The sequence below is a fragment of the Mesobacillus subterraneus genome (assembly GCF_020524355.2).
GTDB classification, from domain to species: Bacteria; Bacillota; Bacilli; order Bacillales; family Cytobacillaceae; genus Mesobacillus; species Mesobacillus subterraneus_C.
The window spans coordinates 4,473,915-4,494,292 of record NZ_CP129019.1; the positions used below are offsets into that span (position 1 = coordinate 4,473,915).

At 42.3% G+C, this 20,378-nt stretch carries 13 protein-coding genes and 3 pseudogenes; 11 read left to right on the plus strand and 5 right to left on the minus strand.

Annotated elements, in window-relative coordinates; translation table 11 throughout:
- The first annotated feature begins 420 nt into the window (after positions 1–420).
- The 4 genes and pseudogenes from LC048_RS23350 (at position 421) to LC048_RS23365 (ending at position 6,597) form a co-directional block, all read left to right on the plus strand.
- Positions 421–3,503: pseudogene (locus LC048_RS23350) on the plus strand (efflux RND transporter permease subunit).
- Between the two features lie 248 nt (positions 3,504–3,751).
- Positions 3,752–4,093: a zinc ribbon domain-containing protein YjdM gene (locus LC048_RS23355; protein ID WP_226603395.1), complete on the plus strand. Its 342-nt coding sequence runs from the start codon at positions 3,752–3,754 to the stop codon at positions 4,091–4,093.
- 720 nt (positions 4,094–4,813) lie between these two features.
- The gene (locus LC048_RS23360; RefSeq protein ID WP_306048908.1) at positions 4,814–5,989 is read left to right on the plus strand and encodes a ParM/StbA family protein; all 1,176 of its coding nucleotides are present in this window, start codon (positions 4,814–4,816) and stop codon (positions 5,987–5,989) included.
- 14 nt (positions 5,990–6,003) lie between these two features.
- Complete coding sequence (locus tag LC048_RS23365) at positions 6,004–6,597, plus strand: hypothetical protein (protein WP_226603390.1); 594 nt, start codon at positions 6,004–6,006, stop codon at positions 6,595–6,597.
- Between the two features lie 825 nt (positions 6,598–7,422).
- Here the strand turns inward: LC048_RS23365 and pepF are convergent.
- A pseudogene (gene pepF, locus LC048_RS23370) lies at positions 7,423–9,242 on the minus strand (oligoendopeptidase F).
- Between the two features lie 181 nt (positions 9,243–9,423).
- Here pepF and LC048_RS23375 point away from each other — a divergent pair.
- Positions 9,424–11,049 carry an ATP-binding protein gene (locus LC048_RS23375; RefSeq protein WP_306048910.1) on the plus strand — a complete coding sequence of 542 codons (1,626 nt, stop codon included), beginning with the start codon at positions 9,424–9,426 and terminating at the stop codon, positions 11,047–11,049.
- A 61-nt stretch (positions 11,050–11,110) separates the two neighbouring features.
- On the opposite strand, the gene LC048_RS23380 is transcribed toward LC048_RS23375, so the two are convergent.
- Genes LC048_RS23380 through LC048_RS23390 form a run of 3 tightly spaced genes read right to left on the minus strand, consistent with a single transcriptional unit; the run spans position 11,111 to position 12,612 of the window.
- Positions 11,111–11,263 carry a hypothetical protein gene (locus LC048_RS23380; RefSeq protein WP_226603383.1) on the minus strand — a complete coding sequence of 51 codons (153 nt, stop codon included), beginning with the start codon at positions 11,261–11,263 and terminating at the stop codon, positions 11,111–11,113.
- The gene (locus tag LC048_RS23385) at positions 11,260–11,385 is read right to left on the minus strand and encodes a hypothetical protein (protein WP_264188487.1); all 126 of its coding nucleotides are present in this window, start codon (positions 11,383–11,385) and stop codon (positions 11,260–11,262) included. The genes LC048_RS23380 and LC048_RS23385 overlap by 4 nt, the downstream gene beginning before the upstream one ends.
- 54 nt (positions 11,386–11,439) lie before the next feature.
- On the minus strand, positions 11,440–12,612 hold the full coding sequence (locus tag LC048_RS23390; protein ID WP_306048912.1) for an MFS transporter: 1,173 nt from the start codon (positions 12,610–12,612) through the stop codon (positions 11,440–11,442).
- Positions 12,613–12,975: 363 nt separating this feature from the next.
- On the opposite strand from LC048_RS23390, the pseudogene LC048_RS23395 reads away from it, so the two are divergent.
- The 5 genes and pseudogenes from LC048_RS23395 (at position 12,976) to LC048_RS23415 (ending at position 16,674) form a co-directional block, all read left to right on the plus strand.
- Positions 12,976–14,104 (plus strand): annotated as a pseudogene (locus tag LC048_RS23395) (NAD(P)/FAD-dependent oxidoreductase).
- Between the two features lie 188 nt (positions 14,105–14,292).
- Entirely contained in the window at positions 14,293–15,141 is an 849-nt protein-coding gene (gene ypfJ / locus LC048_RS23400; protein WP_226603547.1) for a KPN_02809 family neutral zinc metallopeptidase, read from the plus strand.
- A gap of 128 nt (positions 15,142–15,269) precedes the next feature.
- Positions 15,270–15,767 (plus strand): cupin domain-containing protein, encoded by a 498-nt coding sequence (locus tag LC048_RS23405; protein ID WP_226603378.1) that lies wholly within the window; start codon positions 15,270–15,272, stop codon positions 15,765–15,767.
- A 163-nt stretch (positions 15,768–15,930) separates the two neighbouring features.
- The gene (locus LC048_RS23410) at positions 15,931–16,278 is read left to right on the plus strand and encodes a DsrE/DsrF/DrsH-like family protein (RefSeq protein ID WP_226603376.1); all 348 of its coding nucleotides are present in this window, start codon (positions 15,931–15,933) and stop codon (positions 16,276–16,278) included.
- 15 nt (positions 16,279–16,293) lie between these two features.
- Complete coding sequence (locus tag LC048_RS23415; RefSeq protein WP_226603373.1) at positions 16,294–16,674, plus strand: DsrE/DsrF/DrsH-like family protein; 381 nt, start codon at positions 16,294–16,296, stop codon at positions 16,672–16,674.
- 1,280 nt (positions 16,675–17,954) lie between these two features.
- On the opposite strand, the gene LC048_RS23420 is transcribed toward LC048_RS23415, so the two are convergent.
- On the minus strand, positions 17,955–19,244 hold the full coding sequence (locus tag LC048_RS23420) for a GGDEF domain-containing protein (RefSeq protein WP_226603372.1): 1,290 nt from the start codon (positions 19,242–19,244) through the stop codon (positions 17,955–17,957).
- Between the two features lie 251 nt (positions 19,245–19,495).
- Here LC048_RS23420 and LC048_RS23425 point away from each other — a divergent pair, with 251 nt between their 5' ends.
- On the plus strand, positions 19,496–20,371 hold the full coding sequence (locus LC048_RS23425) for an SGNH/GDSL hydrolase family protein (protein ID WP_226603370.1): 876 nt from the start codon (positions 19,496–19,498) through the stop codon (positions 20,369–20,371).
- Positions 20,372–20,378: the final 7 nt, after the last annotated feature.

The following is a 20,378-nucleotide window of genomic DNA, read 5'->3' on the forward strand; positions in this document are numbered from 1 at the left end:
AGCGCAAGCGCCTTGGTCAGCCCCGACAAGCGCTGGAGAGGGGCAGTACCAGTGAAGTCGTTCTTTGACTTCAATGGACGGACCGAAGCGACTCGAGGGGCTAGGCGCAGGAGCTAGACAATAAGAAAAGCGCAAGCGCCTTGGTCAGCCCCGACAAGCGCTGGAGGGCAGGCCAGTGAAGTCGTTCTTTGACTTCAATGGACGGACCGAAGCGACTCGAGGGGCTAGGCGCAGGAGCTAGACAATTACCGAAGTGAATTTTGTACATTCTTATATTGTAAAAAGACGAAATCCGCTTCTTTATGAGGCGGTTTTTTTTATGCTTTTTATTGTAACTTCTGTACATCTACAATTGACAAATGACCAGTCAGTCAGTAACATTATGATGGTTAATAAAGTCATTTTTAGGTAGGTGCAGTAGTGAAGAATTTAGTCAATTTTGTACTTGGAAATAAACTGGCCGTATGGCTGCTTACGATTATCATCACTGTATCAGGAATTTACTCTGGCACACGGATGAACATGGAGACGATCCCTAATATTTCTATCCCATACCTAATGGTTATGGATGTATATCCTGGGGCGACTCCTGAAAAAGTAATGGAGGATGTGTCGATTCCGATAGAAAAAGCGGTGGAGGGACTGGAAGACGTTAAATATGTCTATTCGAATTCCTACTCCAATATGTCGAGTATCCAGGTGGAGTACGAGTATGGCATCGATATGGATGAAGCCAAGCGTGCTTTGCAGTCTGCATTGGATATGGTGAAGCTGCCGGAAGGGGCACAGGAACCAACAATCACAGCGATCAGCATGAACATGATGCCGGTTGCTGCGTTGAGTGTCAGCAGCACAAATGAGGACATTGTGGAACTGACATCCACTGTTGAGGAAATCCTTCTTCCGAAAATCGATAAAATCGATGGAGTTGCTTCTGTCACTATGACTGGTCAGCACATCGAAGAAGTTAATTTAACGTACGATGAAGCAAAACTTGCGAAATTTGGATTAACGGAAACGAATGTAGAGGAAATGATTCAAGCCAGCAATCTTGGCGTTTCATTAGGTCTCTTTGAGTTCAAAGAAGGAGAGCAGGCCGTTGCTGTCGATGGCAAATTCACGACGACAGATGAATTGAAAAACATGCTGATTCCTGTCACGCCTTCTGCTGAAAATCCATCACCTTTCGTAAAACTTAGCGAATTTGCCGAGATTGAACTGGTGGGTAAAGTTCAATCCATTTCCCGCACAAATGGCAAAGACGCGATAGCCTTGCAAATTGTAAAAGAGCAGCAGGCAAACACTGTTGACGTAGTTAATGCAGTGAAAGATATCGTGAAAGAAGAAGAATCCAAAATCGACGGGTTAATCATTGAAGTATCACTTGATCAGGGAAAGCCAATTGAAGAATCGGTTTTTACAATGATTGAAAAAGCTTTATTTGGCGGATTAATTGCGATTCTTGTTATCCTGCTTTTCTTGCGAGACTTCAAATCTACGATTATATCAATTGTCTCGATTCCAGTTTCGATTTTTATGGCATTGCTGCTATTGAACTGGATGGATATTACGCTTAATATCATGACACTTGGCGCGATTACTGTAGCGATTGGCCGTGTCATTGATGACTCAATTGTCGTCGTGGAAAATATATATCGCCGCCTGCATCTGAAAGAAGAGAGATTGACAGGCCGGGCACTTGTACGTGAAGCGACAATTGAAATGTTCAAGCCGATTTTGTCATCGACTCTTGTTACGGTTGCAGTATTCGCACCGTTGATTTTTGTAGGCGGCATGGTAGGGGAACTATTCGCACCATTTGCCCTGACGATGACATTTGCACTGGGTGCTTCACTAATAGTTGCGATTACGATTGTACCAGCTTTATCACACTTTTTATTCAAGAAGAAGTTATATGGTGAAAAGTCTGAAAGCAGCCATAAGGAAGGTGGGAAACTGTCCAATTGGTACAAGGGTGTATTGAATAAGTCGCTTAACCATAAGATCATTACTTCACTGATTGCGGTTATCCTACTTATCGGAAGTCTTGCTTTGACCCCTATCATCGGCTTCAGCTTCATGGGCAGTGAAGAAGATAAGGTCATGTATCTGACATATACTCCTAAAGCAGGCGAGCTTAAGGAAGAAACAATCGAGAATGTGGCAGAAGTAGAAGAAGAAATGCTTAAACGCGATGACATAGATATTGTACAGGTATCGATTAACGACGAGGCCGATCAGATGACGGCCATGATGGGCGGAGGTGCAAGCGGAGCATTGATGTACCTCATCTTTGACCCTGAATTGGATAACTTCTCTGAAGTAAGGGATGAACTTGAGGACTATGTCTTTAACATTGGCCAAAGCGGCGAATGGAAGAGCCAGAACTTTGGCGGAATGTCGATGCCTGAGAATGAGATCAGCTATACCTTGTATAGTGAGGATTTAGACAAATTAACAAGCACTGTCAAAATGGTAGAAGAAGAAATGAAAACTGTAGACGGCTTGAAGGACGTAACTTCCAGTGCAGAAGATGCTTATGTAGAATACACCTTTAAGGTTGAACAGGATGAATTGCTGCAATATGGACTGACAGCAGGACAAATCATCATGATGCTCAATCCGAACAAATCGAAAGAAATCTTGACGACTGTTGAAAAAGATGGAGAGTCACTGGATGTCATTGTTCAGCAAGAGCAAGCTGAACAGCCAGAATCAATCGATGACATCCTTGCCACTGAAGTACAACAGCGCTCGGAACAACCATGCCGCTGTCTGAATTAGTAAGTGTTGAAGAAGGTACAACGATGAATACTTTGGCTCGCAGCAAAGGCCAGTATTATGCTTCTGTATCAGGGACTGTCATTAGCAAGGATATTTCAAAGGCAGGTGCTGACGCTGAAAAAGCAATCGATGAATTAGACCTACCTAAAGGCGTGGAAGTCGGAGTGGCCGGTGTCCAGGCAGATATGACGGAAACATTCACACAGCTTGGCGCCGCGATGCTTGCTGCGATTGCAATCGTCTACTTCATCTTGGTTGTTACCTTCCGTGAGGGTGTCGCACCATTTGCAATACTATTCTCACTTCCATTTGCAGTCATTGGATCGTTTGTAGGGCTGCTTATCGGAGGAGAAACCATCTCCGTCTCTGTCATGATGGGTCTGTTGATGCTGATTGGTATCGTCGTAACTAACGCCATCGTGCTTGTAGACCGAATCATTCACATGGAACGCGAAGGGCTCACAATGCGTGATGCAGTCCTTGAGGCAGGTGCTACACGTTTAAGACCAATCCTGATGACAGCGATCGCTACAGTGGGCGCCTTGATTCCATTAGCGATAGGATCAGGCGGAGGCGGACTGATCTCCAAGGGGCTGGCGATTACCGTAATTGGCGGATTGACCAGTTCAACATTATTAACGCTGATTATAGTACCGATTGTATATGAAGTTTTATCAAGATTGTTTAAGAAAAATCGTAAGGAAATTGTAGAAAACTAATAATAGAGCCCTGGTGGATGACTGGTCGTCCTGCCGGGGCTCTTTTTGGATATGATTTTAATATATATGAACTGACATTTGTAATAGATAACGATTGTAAAACAGTCCTGGAAATTCTTTTTGGATGCTCATACACGTTTAAGAACCTTGATACAAAGCTTATTCATTTCATTACTAATACCATAGGAATGTCCCTGAAACTTGGCTATAATTAAGGTTATTAAAAGAGGAATATGGAGGCTTCACACATGTCTAATTTGCCCAATTGCCCAAAATGCGGTTCAGAATATACTTATGAGGATGGCACCCTGCTCGTTTGCCCGGAATGCGCCCATGAATGGGACCCTGCTGCAGATGCTGCCAATGGAGAAGACAATAAAGTGATCAGAGATGCGAACGGCAATGTGCTGAACGATGGAGACACCGTCTCTGTCATCAAGGACCTTAAAGTAAAAGGTACCTCTTCCGTGATTAAAATCGGGACAAAGGCTAAAAATATCCGTCTAGTAGATGGCGACCATGATATTGAGTGTAAACTCGAGGGATTTGGAGCAATGAAGCTCAAATCTGAATTTGTAAAGAAAATATAGAATATTTTTGGCCAGGCGTTTGTCTGGCTTTTGTTTACTCTTCTTCCTCTTTCGCCAGGTTTCGACTGTATTCCACCCAAACCACCAGACAGGGGAGGGGATATTTATTTAGCTTAATGAGCGTTGGTTTTCTTGGCGGACGACCTCACCAAGAAAATGTGATTCTTTTGATTCTAAGTTCATGTGCATATCTCCTCATGCTTTCTATAGAAACATAAAATTCATATTCCCTCTATCAATTACTCAATTCCTTTCAACATTCCCGCTACTGCTACTATTTAAAATTGTTCATTCCTACCTATTTTTTTTGTTTCCTAACTATTTACAGGATTTTTCATTCGCACGACTCTCTCTTTTGTTGATAGTGAAAATAAACTAGTTCGTAAGGTAGGTAGGGGAGGGGAGACAGGGCGGAATAAATGGCAAATAATTGAAAATAAAAGAGATTAGATCTTATGTATACGAATTTGTAAACAAGTATACATAATGTAAACAATATGTATACAATTGCGTTTACATGTATACAAATATGTAAACAACGCGTCAAATCAATATGTATACAATATTGTATACAACTGGAGTAAGGTTTACAACTTGTTTACATGTTTACATTTATATTTCTTTTTAATCGATTTTCTTGCAGTATCTATTATTTACCTTTACCTTTAAAATAGTAAGGGAGTATACATAAACTTAGATTAATGAAAAGGACTGATAGAAATGACGAAATCTAGAATTGCAGCTGTTGATGTTGGTAACGATTCTATTAAAGCTATTCTTGGAGAATTTGATAATGAGTTGAACATCCCTAATATCGTTGCAAGGGACACAGAAGACCGTCCGGTAATCGGTATTGAGGAGCTTGATACGAAGGATCCTCTCGATGGAATTCATATTCGTGTCCACTCCCCTGCCCTGAAAGATAATAATGCTATCTATCGTGTCGGCAACCTTGCGACGAAAAGTGATAATGCAACTGAACTTGATCCTGGAAGCAGCAAGTCCGAGGAAGATCAGACTTTGATTATGTTGTTCGCTACGCTTGCATTAGATGCTGTCAATGAAGATAATGCTAAGCTTTTTCCAAAAAACAAGAATGTCATTGATGCGAATTATACACTAGGCACTGGCCTTCCGCTTCGTGAAGTTAAGGAAGGAAAAGATGCTGGCTACCGTTCTAAGCTGGTAGGATCTGTACACCAGGTAGAATTCCTTGTTACCCCTAAATACCAGGGTCTGAAAGTAAATATCAAATTTGATGAAGTAAAGGTATATCCTGAAGGCTTCGCGGCTTATATCAATCTAGTAATGGACAATAGCCTGAAAATCATTAACAAAGATCTTATCGATAGGAGAATTCTTATTCAGGATATCGGCGGTTTATCAACAGATATCGCAGTCATCAAGAACCGTAATGTTGATGATGATAAGGCACAGGGCTTCAACCTTGGTGTTTCTGAGGCATTGGAACAAATTAGGGAAGAAATCCGCAGCAAGCATGGCGTGGAGTTAGACAGCCGAACGGATGTTGTAGAAATCATCACGCGCAAGAATGACCGCAACCATATCATGGTTAAAGGAAGCCGGACAAGCGTCCATGATATCACAGACCGCATCCTTCTCGAACTGGCTAAAAAGCAATACCGCCTGCTTCGCAATGTCTGGGCTAAGAATTCACAAACTGAAATCTGCTATTTTGTCGGCGGCGGCGCGACAGTTTTAAAAGACTATATTAAAACATTGAATAATAATCTTGATGGCTATAACATTGAATTCTTCGAGGATGAAAAAGAAAGCATCTGGATGATGACCAATGCTTACTATAAGCTCATTATGGATTATGTGAAGAAATCAGAGAAGAGCAGCAAAGCCGGTTCTGAACCTGTAAAAAGCTAAAATAAGGTGATTTCATGAAAAAAACCAACCCAAATGAGATTAAAAGGGGACAGGCACTATCGTTCCGGATCCCATCTGATACACCAGACCATATCTTGAGGCATCTTCAAAAATTAAAAGAAACCGAGAGAAGAAATTTCTCTGGCAAGATTGCTGATTTTGTCTTGCAGGGTGTAGGGAGTTCATATTCCAGGGAACGCGAAACGATTACCATCCCTCTCCCACGCAATCTCAGCAAATCACAACGGGATTGGATCAAGCATGAGCATTCAGAAGCTTTGCTGGGCAATATCGTGTATCACCTGCTGACAGACCCCATACGGGCAACGTCACTGCTGGCATCATTGAACAGTAAGTCTACAGAAATCGATGAAGCCCTGTACCTTCAGGAAGATGAAATAGATCTTCCATCAGTGATTGCCGCTGAGGATTCACCGGTAATAGAGGAGACTGCTTCAACGGCTGAAAACGATTCAATGGATGATGATCTTGATTCATTTGTCTGGGAATCAATTGAGCAAGCTGACAAACCAGAAGGGGAAACCGAAGAGAAGGAAGAGGATTTGGACGATCTTCTTGGAGATTTCCTTTCTAAAATGAATAAATAAACAGAAAGAACCCATGGGTGCAACACAGTAAACCATTCTGTTTTAGGGTGCATATCATTTAAATGACAATAAAAATGGCGTGTAAACTGACTTCAGTTTTGACACGCCATTTTTCTAATTGAATTTATTTTCGGATCCAAAATATAATGGTTCTTATTCAACAAAGCACCTGTTTATTCCACACCAAAAAGAAAGGACCCTGGTGAGGTGGTCACCAGTGGCTGATAAATAAGCGGAGAAACTTCCCTTATTTAGAAAATGGCATGGAAAACAGCTTAAATAGACGGAAGATTTCCGTCTATTTACTTGAAAAACATAAAAAATTGGCATTCGCACTTGCTTAACCGGAAAACCTCCGCTTATTTACCCCTTACCGAGCTATACATACAGTTTAACCGGATATTCTCCGCTTATTTCTAGGATTGTTTGTTACTCAATTAAGGTTAAATCTTCCCTTGTTCTAGAAAAAATCAATCTTCCGCTAACTGCTCCCTTCGGTGAGAAAAAAATAAAGTAAAATTCCATATTCATCGTTATACTGGCTATACTTGAATGCAATGTTCGTAGAATGGCACCCTTAAATTGACTTCCGAACCGGCCATAAAATTGACAGTGTTAATGACCGTCATTATTCCTTGTACAACAAACATTGTCAATGGCATTTACTATCATTTTGCAGGTGTTAATTTGTAATGAAATGGCTTATAAATGCTGGCACAATAGGAAAAATGGCGTGGACAATTTCCACGCCATTTACTGTGCCATTTTCGCCATATACACCTCAAAACGGAACGGTTTAGCAACACAGCCCATGGGTTCTTTAATTTATTGATAAGATTGCTCTAATTCGTCAATCAATGAGCCTACATATGAAACAGCTTTTCGAACTGGTTCCGGTGTCGACATATCCAATCCGGCATGCTTCAGCAACTCAAGCGGCTTCATGGTGCCGCCCGCACGGAGCACCTCAAGCCAGCGGTCTACAGCAGGCTGGCCTTCTTCCTGGATCAGCTGTGATACGGCTGTCGATGCGGTCAAACCTGCAGAGTAGGTGTATGGATACAAGCCCATGTAGTAGTGAGGCTGGCGCATCCAAGTCAAGCCGGCTCCTTCATCGATTTCCACTGTATCGCCCCAGAAGCCTTTAAGGACTTCAGTTTTGATCTCAGTAAGTGTTTTTGCTGTCAGGGCTTTGCCGGCTTCAGCATGCGTGTATACACGGCGCTGGTACTCTGCCTCAAGCAGGTGCGTGACAAAGTTATGATAGTACGTTCCCAGAAGCTGCAGAATGACCCAGCGGCTCATTTGCGCATCATCTTTATTTTTTTTCGAGAAGATGCTGTGCAAGAAGCATTTCATTCATCGTAGATGGAGCCTCGATGAAATACATGGAAGGGCGGACGTTCATGATGCGCTGGTTTTGGTTCGCCAGGAAAAAATGTCCGGCATGGCCGAACTCATGGGCAAGCGTGAAGCAGCCGCGCATATTGTCTGCCCATGTAATCAGGATATATGGATGTGATCCATATGGGCTTGAGCAGAATGCTCCTGTTGATTTGCCGACATTATCTGCAAGGTCCACCCATCTCTCTTCAAAGCCTTTTTCAATCATGGCTGTATAATCAGGGGCCCATTACTTTTAAAGATTCTGTAATGACCACGCGAGCCTCATCATAAGTGATTTCCGGGTCAAATTCCGGGTCAAATGGAGCCTTCAAGTCACAGAACATCATTTTGTCGAGGCCTAATACCTTTTTCTTTAATTCAGCAAAGCGTCGCATATGCGGTGCCAGTTCTTTATAGATGATATCGATTTGGTTGTGGTACATCTCCGGTGTTACCTGCTGTGATTCAAGAAGCATATGTGTAACTGATTCATAATTTCGCAGCTTTGCAAGAGTAACCTGTTTTTTAACCTCAGTTGCATAGGTTGCTGCGATCGTATTTTGATATTGTTTTAGTGTCGAGACAAAGGATCCATATGCTTTTCTGCGCACATATGTGTCTGGAGAAAATTCATAGCGGCTCTCGAATAATGCGAAAGAGACTGGGAGTTCATTTCCCTCTTCATCCTGTATTGAAGAAAACTGCATGTCGGCAAGCTTAGCCATTCCATAAACATTGTAAGGAGCAGAATGGACTTCTCCAAGCGCAGCTAGTACTTCTTCTGTTTCAGGCGATAACTTATGCTCCTTCGTTTCCAGAAGCTCTGTTAGGCTCTTTCTGAAGGGTTCAAGGCGAGGCTCTTCCTGAAGGAACTCTTCGACTTTTCCATCCTCCAAATCCAGTATTTCAGATGAAATAAATGATAGAGCAGACAAAGCTCGAGTACCACTGGCTGCTATCTTAGCTGAATTTGCCTGATTCACTGGGTCGGTACCATCAGCAGATTGCTTCAAGCTTGCGTATGTACGGACTTTGACCAACTTTTTTGTTAAATCTTCCTGCGCGGTAAGGCATTCCAGCAATGTCTTTGAATCTTTATGCAGGCTACCTTTAAAGTCTGTGAACTTTTTGACGTCATCATCAATCTCGTTCAATGCCGCCTCCCATTTCTCTTCGGATTGGAATAAATCATCCAGATTCCATGTCAGATCAACAGGGACTTCAGAACGGACAAGGCGCTTTTCAATCGTTTTAGTCAAATTTATCTCCTCCTTTTATAAGTTCATATTACTACGATATTCGAAATAATTTAAGTTAAAGTTTAATTATTTTAAAAATTTTAAAAATAATAAAGGGTTAATTGTTTTAAATACTATGGAAAAGGTGTTTTCTCTGGTTTATGATAATTAATAAATTGCAATTTTTTTAGGTGGGAGCCAGTTGATTCTAATAGATTACATCATAAACCTCTCTATGCTTTCTTTATTGGTCAGTACTCCTTTAGTCATCCGTTCTTATTTGAATCTTAAGCCACTCAAGCAGCTGCGGATTTGGGCAGGATTATATGCGGGGATTGTTTCCTCCGTGCTCGTTAGCTTATCTTTCCAGAATCAAGGATATTCATATGATATCCGTTATTCGGTTATCATTTTGGTCTTTGCTTATCTTGGGCCAGGTCCAGGCATGATTACCAGCAGCTTTGCGTTGGCTTCCAGGTTAATGGTGTCTGAAAACTGGTATCCGGCAATCGTTGGCTGGTTAATAGTCATGGCTGTTTTAATTGTAATTCAAAAATTCACTGGACATTTTAAACCAGTGAGGCGATACATCATTTTCCTGTGTTCTTACATAGTCACTTATATTATTACTGTACCGATCGTTTTAAATGTAATTAGAGACAATCCAGTTTTTCATCTCCAATATTTACTGTTTGTTTCAATAGGAGTTTTTTTTGGCGGATTATTAATAGAATCATATGAAAAGTTATATAGAATCATCCAGGAGCGAAAGCGGATGGAGCAGACGCTTGAGGAAAGTGAATCAAAGTATCGTCTCATAGCTGAGAATACATCAGATCTCATCATGGTAATGGATAAAGAGCACTCAATCAGTTACTTCTCTCCTTCTCATGAGCTGGCGTTGGGATACAAGGTCCCAGAGCTTGAAAAAATAGAAATATGTCAGTTAATTCATCCAGATGATGTAGTGAATTTCACGGAAACAATAGCAAAGATCATAAAAAATAAAGAATCACTGCCAGTAGAGTTCCGCTTCCAGCATATTAATGGAAAATGGATTGATTTTGAATCCCGCTGCATGCCTGTTATGGATGAGTCTCAAACAATCGAGCATATTGTGATAATTAGCAGGGATATTTCTGAGCGGAAAAAAGCGGAAGAGATTCTTTTGCAATCCGAAAAGCTATCGATCGTGGGGGAATTGACCGCAGGTGTAGCCCATGAAATACGGAATCCTCTTACGACAATAAAGGGATTTGTCCAACTGTATCGACAAGATAACAGTTCGAATGAAATTAACAACCTGCTTCTAAGCGAACTAGAGAGAATTGAAACGATCACAACTGAAATGCTTTATTTAGGAAAGCCGCAGGCTATACAGCTTAACCGGGCCAACTTGTGCGATTTGATCGATCATACAGTCGAATTCTTATCCCCGCAAGCCAATATGAAAAATATACAATTCACCCGAAGTTATCTGGGAACAGATTTCTTCATAACTTGTGAGAAAAACCAGATTAAGCAAGTGATCCTGAATATTTTCAAGAATGCTATGGAGGCCATGCCAAAGGGCGGAAATATTGATATTAAACTGCAAAAAGGGATAGATGGTGATTGTATTTTTTCTGTTCAAGATGAAGGATGTGGAATTCCGGAAGAATTACTTCCTCGATTAGGAGAGCCATTTTACACATTGAAGGAGAAAGGAACGGGGCTTGGGTTGATGATTTGCCATAAAATCATCAAACAGCACAATGGGACTATTTCCTATCATAGCAAGCTAAACATTGGTACATTAGTTGAAATAAAATTACCCTTAACGAGTTAAGAAGGTAGAACGACTTTAAATGAAAGGAGGATGGTGAATAAACCATCCCCTTTTTGCTATTTTAAAAAAGAATAAATTTTTGTATTAAGATTAGTGTCCAGCTCCAGCGCTTGTCGGGGCTGATCAAGGCGCTTGCGCTTTTCATTGTCCAGCTCCAGCGCCTAGCCCCTCGAGTCGGTTCGGTCCGTCCAATGAAGTCAAAGAACGACTTCACTGGTCGGTCCTCCAGCGCTTGTCGGGGCTGATCAAGGCGCTTGCACTTTTCATTGTCCAGCTCCAGCGCCTAGCCCCTCGAGTCGCTTCGGTCCGTCCAATGAAGTCAAAGAACGACTTCACTGGTCGGTCCTCCAGCGCTTGTCGGGGCTGATCAAGGCGCTTGCGCTTTTCTTGTTATTGGTCTAACGAATGGGAAGTTTTTGTTCTTGTTTGATAGAATTGATATAAAATCAGGGCTACCATTGAAAGGACAATCCCAGAAATATAAGGCATCCCAATGGCAATCGAGAATAGCCATCCGCCTAATGGGGGGCCGATAATCCTGCCGAGTGAATCAAAGGATGAAAGCAATCCCGTCGTCCCTCCGTGACCGGTTGTCGATTTCTTTGTCAGTAATGACGATACACTTGGGCGAATCAAACCATTTCCTATACCAAATATGGTAAGGAAAAGTGCGGCCGTACCAAACCCTTCAGTTAGGAGAATTAATCCAAACCCCGCGGCAGAAATGATGATACCGAGCTGAATGACCATACCCTCGCCAAGCTTCTTAGTCAATCTGCCGACTAATCCGCCTTGTACGATGGCACCAGCAAGTCCCATGATCATGAAAATATAACCTAATTCCACTGAGCCCAGCCCCGCTTTTTCAGCAGCAAAATAAGCAAATGTTGCTTCCAGTCCGGCCAAAGAAAGTGAAACAAACAATTGAAGTAAGAACAGCATGGAAAGTGGTCCATTTAATGCTTTCAGTAATGAATTTTTCTCCTTCTCCTGACTGCTGCGCTGTTCAGCTGAAAGCGATTCTTTCAATACAAAAGTCACGAATAAGAACGTAACCAGTGATGTCGCTCCAGCAAGATAAAAAGGTGTACTCAGGCTTGATTGTGAGAAAACACCGCCGATTGCCGGACCGAAAATGAATCCAAGTCCAACTGACGCGCCGATGATGCCCATGCCTTTACTGCGGTCTTCTTCGGATGTGATATCTGCAACATAGGCTATGACAGTTGGCATATTAGCCGATGACAAAAAACCTCCGATAATCCTTGCTGCAAACAGCATCCAAAGCTCTGTGGAAAGTGCCATCAAGAAGAAGGATAGGGACAGTCCCAGTATACCGATCATGATGACAGGCTTCCTGCCAATTTTGTCGGAGATACGGCCCCACATTGGAGCGAATAAAAATTGCATCAAGGAATAGACCGCCATCAATAAACCTAATTGTGTTGGTGTTGCACCGATTTCTTCTGCGTAAAATGGGATGACGGGAATGATGATTCCAAAGCCGACCATCACGAGAAACATAACTAAAAATAAAATAGGCAAAGCCTTTTTAGTGTCCATCTTTATCTTCACTCCATTATTTCAACAGTATCATTGCTGTTTGTACACAATAATAAAAATTATATCAGAAACCCCTAAGGTATAGCGAAAATAACTTTTCGATAGTGGAAAGTTTCTTTCCAACAATCTACGGGCTTAGCATTTGGCTTTTTGAGTCATATAATACAAAAGTTCGATTATTGCAGGAAGATTATTTAATTCCTTCAAGGCTTAAGCAAAGAATTCAACTAAAACCTCTACTACAGTGTTATGTCTATTAAAGTATGAATAAGAGGAAACTAGCAATGGGGTTTACCTTTCTTTGAGTCTGTCGATAAACTTCTGTAAAATGAAATTAAGAATCTTTTATGAAAAGGTGTAATGATGAAAAAATATGTAGTCATTGGGGCAGGAATACTAGGGGCCTCCACTGCTTATCACTTAGCGAAGGAAGGAAAATGTGTAACGGTCATTGACCGTGAAGAACCAGGACAAGCGACGGATGCTGCAGCTGGAATCATTTGTCCCTGGCTGACTCAGCGCAGGAATAAGGCATGGTATTTCCTCGCAAAGAATGGGGCGGCTTTTTACCCGTCACTGATTAAGCAACTTGAAGAGGACGGCGAGAAGGAAACAGGTTATCAGCGTGTAGGAGCCATCAGCCTCCATCATGATCAGGGAAAATTGTTAAAAATGGAAGAAAGAGCGACTGTGAGGCGTGAAGATGCTCCGGAAATCGGAGCCATCAGCCAGTTGAATCAGCGCGAAACAAATGAACTTTTCCCGCCATTATCAGAAGAGTATGCCTCTGTGCATGTAAGCGGTGGTGCACGGGTAAATGGACGCTTGCTGCGATTGGCTCTTCTGAATGCAGCGCAAAAACAAGGAGCTTCACTGGTTAACGGAAATGCCCAATTAGAGTGCGCTGGCGGAAAAGTAACAGGTGTTAAAGTAGGAGATATAAGTTATGAAGCTGACAGCACGATCATAACCGCAGGGGCATGGGCACCTGAGTTGCTGAAACCGCTTGGAATGCAACTCAGCATCTCCCCCTCAAAAAGCGCAAATCATCCATCTGGAGCTTGAGAATACAGAGACTGGCAGCTGGCCAGTCGTCATGCCGCCCAACAACCAGTACATTCTTGCGTTCGATGGAGGAAAAGTTGTCATCGGAGCAACACATGAGGATGAGAAGGGGTTTGACTCCCGCCCAACTCTTGGGGGCATGCATGAAATCATCGATAAAGGTTTATCGGTAGCACCAGGACTGGCCAATGCAACCTACATCGAAACAAAAGTGGGATTCCGACCGGTAGCACCGAACTTCCTCCCAATTATTGGTACCGTTCCAGGTTTTGATAACCTATACATGGCAAATGGATTGGGCTCATCGGGTCTCACAGTCGGACCATATCTTGGGACCCAGCTCGCCAAACTGGCAGCAGGCGAAGACATCGAACTAGACCTCGACCAGTACGATGTCTCAGGAGCCATCAGCGATTATATTTCCTAGGCAATGAGAAAAGCAAGCAGAAGAACCTTTGAAAGAAGGTGCTTTGCTTGCTTTTTGTGTATAGGAGTGACTTTGCAAAAAATATTCATAGACAGGCAAATAAATCGCTTCATAGCGGGTATAACACTAAGGACATCCATTATTGATTGTTAACAGTGTTTAATATATAGCAGGAAGGAGCAAACATGATGCAGTGGAAAGGCAGACGAGCGAGCAGCAATGTGGAAGATAGAAGAGGGATGGGTGGCGGAGGCATTCTCATGGGCGGCGGCCTTGGCGGCATCATCCTATTAGTGATCATGACATTCCTTGGCGGAGGCGATATGGGAGACGTCGTCAATAATATGACAAATGGCGGCAACCAGTCGCCTGCACCTTATGAGCAGTCAGCCGAGGAAGAGGAACTTGCCCAATTTGTTTCAGTGGTCCTTGCTGATACAGAGGAAGTATGGTCCAAGGTATTTGCAGAGGAAGGATTGGAGTATCAAGAGCCTACTCTTGTTTTATACTCTGGAAGCGTACAGTCTGCGTGTGGAATGGCAGGCTCGCAGGTAGGCCCGTTTTATTGCCCGGGTGACCAAAAGCTTTATATTGACCTCAGCTTTTATGATGAACTTCAAACAAAGTTCCAGGCACCTGGTGATTTTGCGATGGCTTATGTTGTAGCCCATGAGGTTGGTCACCATGTCCAGACATTACTGGGAACGACCGATAAATTGAATTCTCTTAGAGGCCGTTTGGATCAGACAGAATTCAATAAGTATCAAGTTCGTTTTGAGCTTCAAGCCGATTATCTAGCAGGCGTGTGGGCTCACCATGCACAGGGAATGGGCGTCGTGGAAGAAGGGGACCTTGAGGAAGCGTTGAATGCTGCAAGTGCGGTCGGGGATGACACCATCCAGAAGCGGTCTCAGGGCTATGTCGTTCCAGAAAGTTTCACACACGGCACGTCAGAACAGAGGAAAAGCTGGTTCAAAAAAGGCTATAAAGCTGGCAACCTGAAACAAGGCGATACGTTTAACACTAGAGATTTTTAGGTAGAGATAAGCATAGACCTTTTTTGGTCGATGCCATCAAGTGAAAAGTTGTGGGTGGCACTTAACTTTTAGAAGTACATTGCTCAGTTGAGTAACGAACCTGATAAAAGAAAGGAGCGGATTCCACAATGGAAACGCAAGTAAGATCATTTTTTGCACAGGACACAGGTGACATCCCCAATAACCCGACTTTGCCGGTCATTGTCTATCAAGGTGTTTTTGACGATAACTTAAGCATGGAGGAACAATTCGAGCAGCATAATTGGACAGGCACATGGACTGGAGATATTTACGATTATCATCATTACCATACAAACACCCATGAAGTCCTTGGTGTTAAGTCCGGCAGCGCAACCGTGCAAATTGGCGGAGATGCCGGAGAACGTCTGGAGCTTAAAGCAGGGGATGTTGTAGTCCTGCCGGCAGGAACCGGCCACAAGAAAATCGACAGCAGCCAGGATTTCCGAGTTGTAGGAGCATATCCCAATGGCCGAAATCCGGATTTGAAGGAAGAAGATCCTGGTGTCAGGGCCCAAGCATTATCTCAAATCAAGAACGTTCCTATTCCGGAAACGGATCCGGTGTATGGGGAGACAGGTCCACTTCTTCATAAGTGGGTAAAATAATAGAATGGCACGCAGCAGCTTGTGGAAAACACCAATTTGCTGCGTGTTTTTTTTATTTTTATATATACCCTTATAGGTATATAATAGGAATTAAGATTCATTGTCGCTAATCTTACGGACAAAATAAATAGATAAACAGAATGAAGGAAGGGAAGGAAGTCATATGGCTAAGAAGAAATTTGTTTACTTCGTTTCATTGAGCTCGAATGTCCCTTATGTTTTGAAAAAAGCACTGAAAAACGTTGAGGAAGAGAACGAGGTTTCTATTTTCTTTGATTTGGATGGAGCACGAGTCTTGGATAAACGATACTTAAAGATTATGGAGAGAACCCATAATATTGATTTGCAAAAAATGATGCAGCAGGCTTTAGATAAAGGAATAAAATTTTTCGGCTGCCAGATGAATGTACTGATTGCTGATGGACTTGAGCTGGTTGAGGGTGCAGAGTTATCAGGAGTTGCTACCTTTTTAGAGACCGCTTATCAAGCGGATGCAGTACTAACCTACTAAGAGGAGGGTGAGCTTATGGAAAAGAAAAAAGTAGTGGTTATGGCACTTCACGATCAACTGGAATCTGCGTACCCACCTTTGAATGTGGCTGTGGGGGCTGCATCATCTGGGGCAGAAGTAATCCTGGCATTTTCCCGCAGGGGAGTCAATATTCTGGATCAGCGATATGTATCCGTCCCGTCAGAGGACCTGGAGTACCTATCCAATGCATTGAGCGACTTTGGAGTATCTTCCGTTCATGACCTTCTTGGAATCGCCGTAGAGATGGGAGTCCAGCTCTATGTCGTAGATCTGGATGTAAATGATCAAGTTGATTTCATCCATCCCGCAGAACAGGTACCAATCAAATGGTTGCTGAACGAAGCAGCATCCGCGGATTTATTTATGCATTTTTAAAATCAGTTTTAGTTTGCAGGCTTGGTTCTGAAGGATTTCGACAGGTTGGGGGCGCATATTAGAAAAGCTGTCAAGAAAAGCTCGTAATTGTGACAGGTTTGGGTGGCAAAGCAGAAAAGCTGTCAAGAAACCCCTGTAATCATGACAGGTTTGGGTGGCAAGGCAGGAAAGTTGTCAAGAAAATCCCGTAATTATGACAGGTTTGGGGTGCAAAGTAGAAAAGCTGTCAAGAACCCCCTGTAATTGTGACAAGTTTGGGGTGTAAAACAGAAAAGCTGTCAAGAAAAGCTCGTAATTATGACAGGTTGGGGGTGTAAAGCAGAAAAGCTGTCAAGAACCCCCTGTAATTATGACAGGTTTGGGTGGCAAAGCAGAAAAGCTGTCAAGAAAAGCTCGTAATTATGACAGGTTGGGGGTGCAAAGCAGAAAAGCTGTCAAGAAACCCCTGTATTCATGACAGGTTTGGGTGGCAAGGCAGGAAAGTTGTCAAGAAAATCCCGTAATTATGACAGGTTTGGGGTGTAAGGCAGAAAAGCTGTCAAGAAACCCCTGTAATCATGACAGGTTTGGGTGGCAAAGCAGAAAAGCTGTCAAGAAAAGCTCGTAATTATGACAGGTTGGGGGTGCAAAGCAGAAAAGCTGTCAAGAAACCCCTGTAATCATGACAGGTTTGGGTGGCAAGGCAGGAAAGTTGTCAAGAAAATCCCGTAATTATGACAGGTTTGGGGTGCAAAGTAGAAAAGCTGTCAAGAACCCCCTGTAATTGTGACAAGTTTGGGGTGTAAAACAGAAAAGCTGTCAAGAAAATCTCGTAATTATGACAGGTTGGGGGTGTAAGGCAGAAAAGCTGTCAAGAAACCCCTGTAATCATGACAGGTTTGGGTGGCAAAGCAGAAAAGCTGTCAAGAAAAGCTCGTAATTATGACAGGTTTGGGGTGTAAAACAGAAAAGCTGTCAAGAACCCCCTGTAATCATGACAGGTTTGGGTGGCAAAGCAGAAAAGCTGTCAAGAAAAGCTCGTAATTATGACAAGTTTGGGGTGTAAAACAGAAAAGCTGTCAAGAACCCCCTGTAATTGTGACAGGTTTGGGTGGCAAAACAGAAAAGCTGTCAAGAACCCCCCGTAATTATGACAGGTTTGGGGTGCAAAGCAGGAAAGCTGTCAAGAACTCCCCGTAATCATGACAGGTTGAGCAGCAAAAGGAGAAGAGCTGTCAAAATAACATGCCTCTAAACTGCCCGAGACCAAAAAAAGACAGAGAATCCGTCTCTCTGTCTTTTTACATGGCATTGACCGGGACATTTCGGGAAAGCTCGTCCTTAAAGGTAACTTTGTTTTTGCCAAGTTCCTTCGATTGCAGCAAGAGCTGGTCAGCAAAAATATACCCTTTTTCCATTGAAGTGTACTGATTGACTTTAAAATAATACAAGCCAAAGGAAGAGGTTATTGAAACAGCGTGCTTTTCGGATTGATAATCAACCTCGACTGAACTTAGTTCAACCCCTTGGCGAATCTTTTCCACAAGGTCAATATTCTCGCTGAAGGATTTATTCCTGAGGATCAATGTGAATTCTTCCCCGCCGCTTCGGAAAACATAATCGTCTTCCGACAAGAAGCTTTTGAGTGTATGGGCAAAATGCTGGATCACCCGGTCGCCTACCGCATGATTGTAGGAATCATTTATAAGCTTGAATTTATCGATGTCCGCTACAACGATGCCGACTTTTTCACCGGTATGGTTTAACTCAAACATTTTTTTATCCATGTATGCGCGGTTCGGGATACCGGTCAGGAAGTCCGTATAAGCCATTTGTTCGAACTTGTCCCGCTCGATTTTGTTTTGGATGCTTTGCGATTTGGACTGGAAGGAACGGCTGACGAGATAGTTTAGAATGAATAATCCAACGACCATTTCCCATCTCTGTTCCTCCAGCAAAAGCAGCAGCAAGCCATTTGTGAATGCGGTTTTGCCAAGATCCAGCCAGTTATTGCTTTCTTTAGAAAACTTTATTGCCTCCTGGAGGCTTTTAATTTCTCCTAAAATATAAAAGGCCGTTGAAAGGAAGGTATACGAAATCAACGTGGTTGTTACAGCAAGGATGCACATTAAGATCCAGAATCCAAAAGGAATTGACTCAACTAACGGGTACCCTAGCTGAAAGAGAAAATATCCAATCGAATAAATTAATACATGTGCGCCTATATTGTAAAAAGTATCCCAAAATTCATCATCATCGGCAGTTTTTGAGCTTTTTCTGGAAAAATAAACGGTAAAACGAAATATAGTTTCAAAGATAAATAAGCCTAATGGACCTGCGAAAATCCCGAACGATAGACTATAGCTAATGCCATAATCAAATTTAAGTGTTCCATTTTTCGCTGTGATTCTTAAGTGGTTATAAAGAGATGAAAATAACCAATAGATAAATAGTGCTATAAAAAAAATATTATTATCTATAGTGAGGGCACCTAATCCAAAAGCCACGGCAACAGCAGTAAAGAATAACGTGAAATCATATAACCTAGCTTTCAGCATAGGCAGAAAATCCCCTTTCCCAAACTCTACCATATAATATTATCCTAAATGTAAATCTAGTTGCAAAGTAATTTTTTGATTTATGTAAATTTTTAAACCATTTAGTTTGTCTGTTGCATAAAATAAAAGGCTATAATGGAGTTATCGGCACGTTGTATGTTTCTTAGTTCAGGTAAATATCTGATTGACAGGGAATTTTACACGATTTGTCGAATAATTTCAACTTATATATTCAGAATTTTTAATTAATAAATTCTTGAGAATCGTGAAGAGAGGGGTTATATATGGATCTTATTTTTGGCGGGATAGTAGTCCTATTATTGATTCCTGCTGTCAGTTTTTTGTTTTATTTTCAGCGGAAAAGTCGTATTAATCAATTACCTCACAATCATCCGAAGGCTTTTCTGGAAAAAGGGCTTCGCCAGGAAGGAAAAAAGCTTGTGGCTGTGATTGGCGGTGATGCGGTTCACGGCAACATCAGCTACAATTTTGTCGAAGACGCAGCCAGGAGGAAAAACTGCAAGGATTATCAATTCATCAATGCCGGAGTGAATGGAAGTACCGCGTATGATGTTCTGCAGCGGCTGGACGATATAATTGCATGCCAGCCTGAATATGTCGTGATTTTAGTCGGATTGAATGATGCTTCGGCAAAAATAGCCCCGGACCTTGCAAAGAAGAACATCAAACTGGCTCAGCAATTGGAAAAACCGTCATTATTGGTATATGAAAAGAATCTTGGGTTGATCGTCTCAAGGCTGAAAGCAGAAACATCCGCTAAAATCGGATTATTATCTCTGCCAGTCGTTGGTGAGAACTTATTTTCAAAAGCAAATAAAGAAATTGACCAGTACAACGAAGTCATAAAAAAAACCGCGGAAATGACCAATGTTTCGTATCTTTCTTTTAACGAAAAGTTAAAGGCATACCTAAAGGGAAAAGGGCATACGAGGGGACGTTCGCTAAAGGCCGGAACGAAGCTTTATGAAAAAGCGATCATCGAACATTTCGTATACGGATACAGCCTTGATCGGATATCTGCCCGGAATGGATATTTGCTGCTGACTGACGGGATGCATTTGAACAGTACGGCTGGAATGATGGCGGCCCATCAAATTGAATTATTCATTAAAAAGAATGAATTGAAAGCAATCCAATAAAAAGGAT

Excerpts from the sequence above, each read along its gene's own strand:
- LC048_RS23390 (WP_306048912.1), bottom strand. The coding sequence starts at position 12,612 with ATGGACACTAAAAAGGCTTTGCCTATTTTATTTTTAGTTATGTTTCTC.
- LC048_RS23420 (WP_226603372.1), bottom strand. The coding sequence starts at position 19,244 with ATGGTAGAGTTTGGGAAAGGGGATTTTCTGCCTATGCTGAAAGCTAGG.
- LC048_RS23360 (WP_306048908.1), top strand. The coding sequence starts at position 4,814 with ATGACGAAATCTAGAATTGCAGCTGTTGATGTTGGTAACGATTCTATT.
- LC048_RS23415 (WP_226603373.1), top strand. The coding sequence starts at position 16,294 with ATGGAAAAGAAAAAAGTAGTGGTTATGGCACTTCACGATCAACTGGAA.
- LC048_RS23410 (WP_226603376.1), top strand. The coding sequence starts at position 15,931 with ATGGCTAAGAAGAAATTTGTTTACTTCGTTTCATTGAGCTCGAATGTC.
- LC048_RS23355 (WP_226603395.1), top strand. The coding sequence starts at position 3,752 with ATGTCTAATTTGCCCAATTGCCCAAAATGCGGTTCAGAATATACTTAT.
- LC048_RS23425 (WP_226603370.1), top strand. The coding sequence starts at position 19,496 with ATGGATCTTATTTTTGGCGGGATAGTAGTCCTATTATTGATTCCTGCT.
- ypfJ (WP_226603547.1), top strand. The coding sequence starts at position 14,293 with ATGCAGTGGAAAGGCAGACGAGCGAGCAGCAATGTGGAAGATAGAAGA.
- LC048_RS23405 (WP_226603378.1), top strand. The coding sequence starts at position 15,270 with ATGGAAACGCAAGTAAGATCATTTTTTGCACAGGACACAGGTGACATC.
- LC048_RS23365 (WP_226603390.1), top strand. The coding sequence starts at position 6,004 with ATGAAAAAAACCAACCCAAATGAGATTAAAAGGGGACAGGCACTATCG.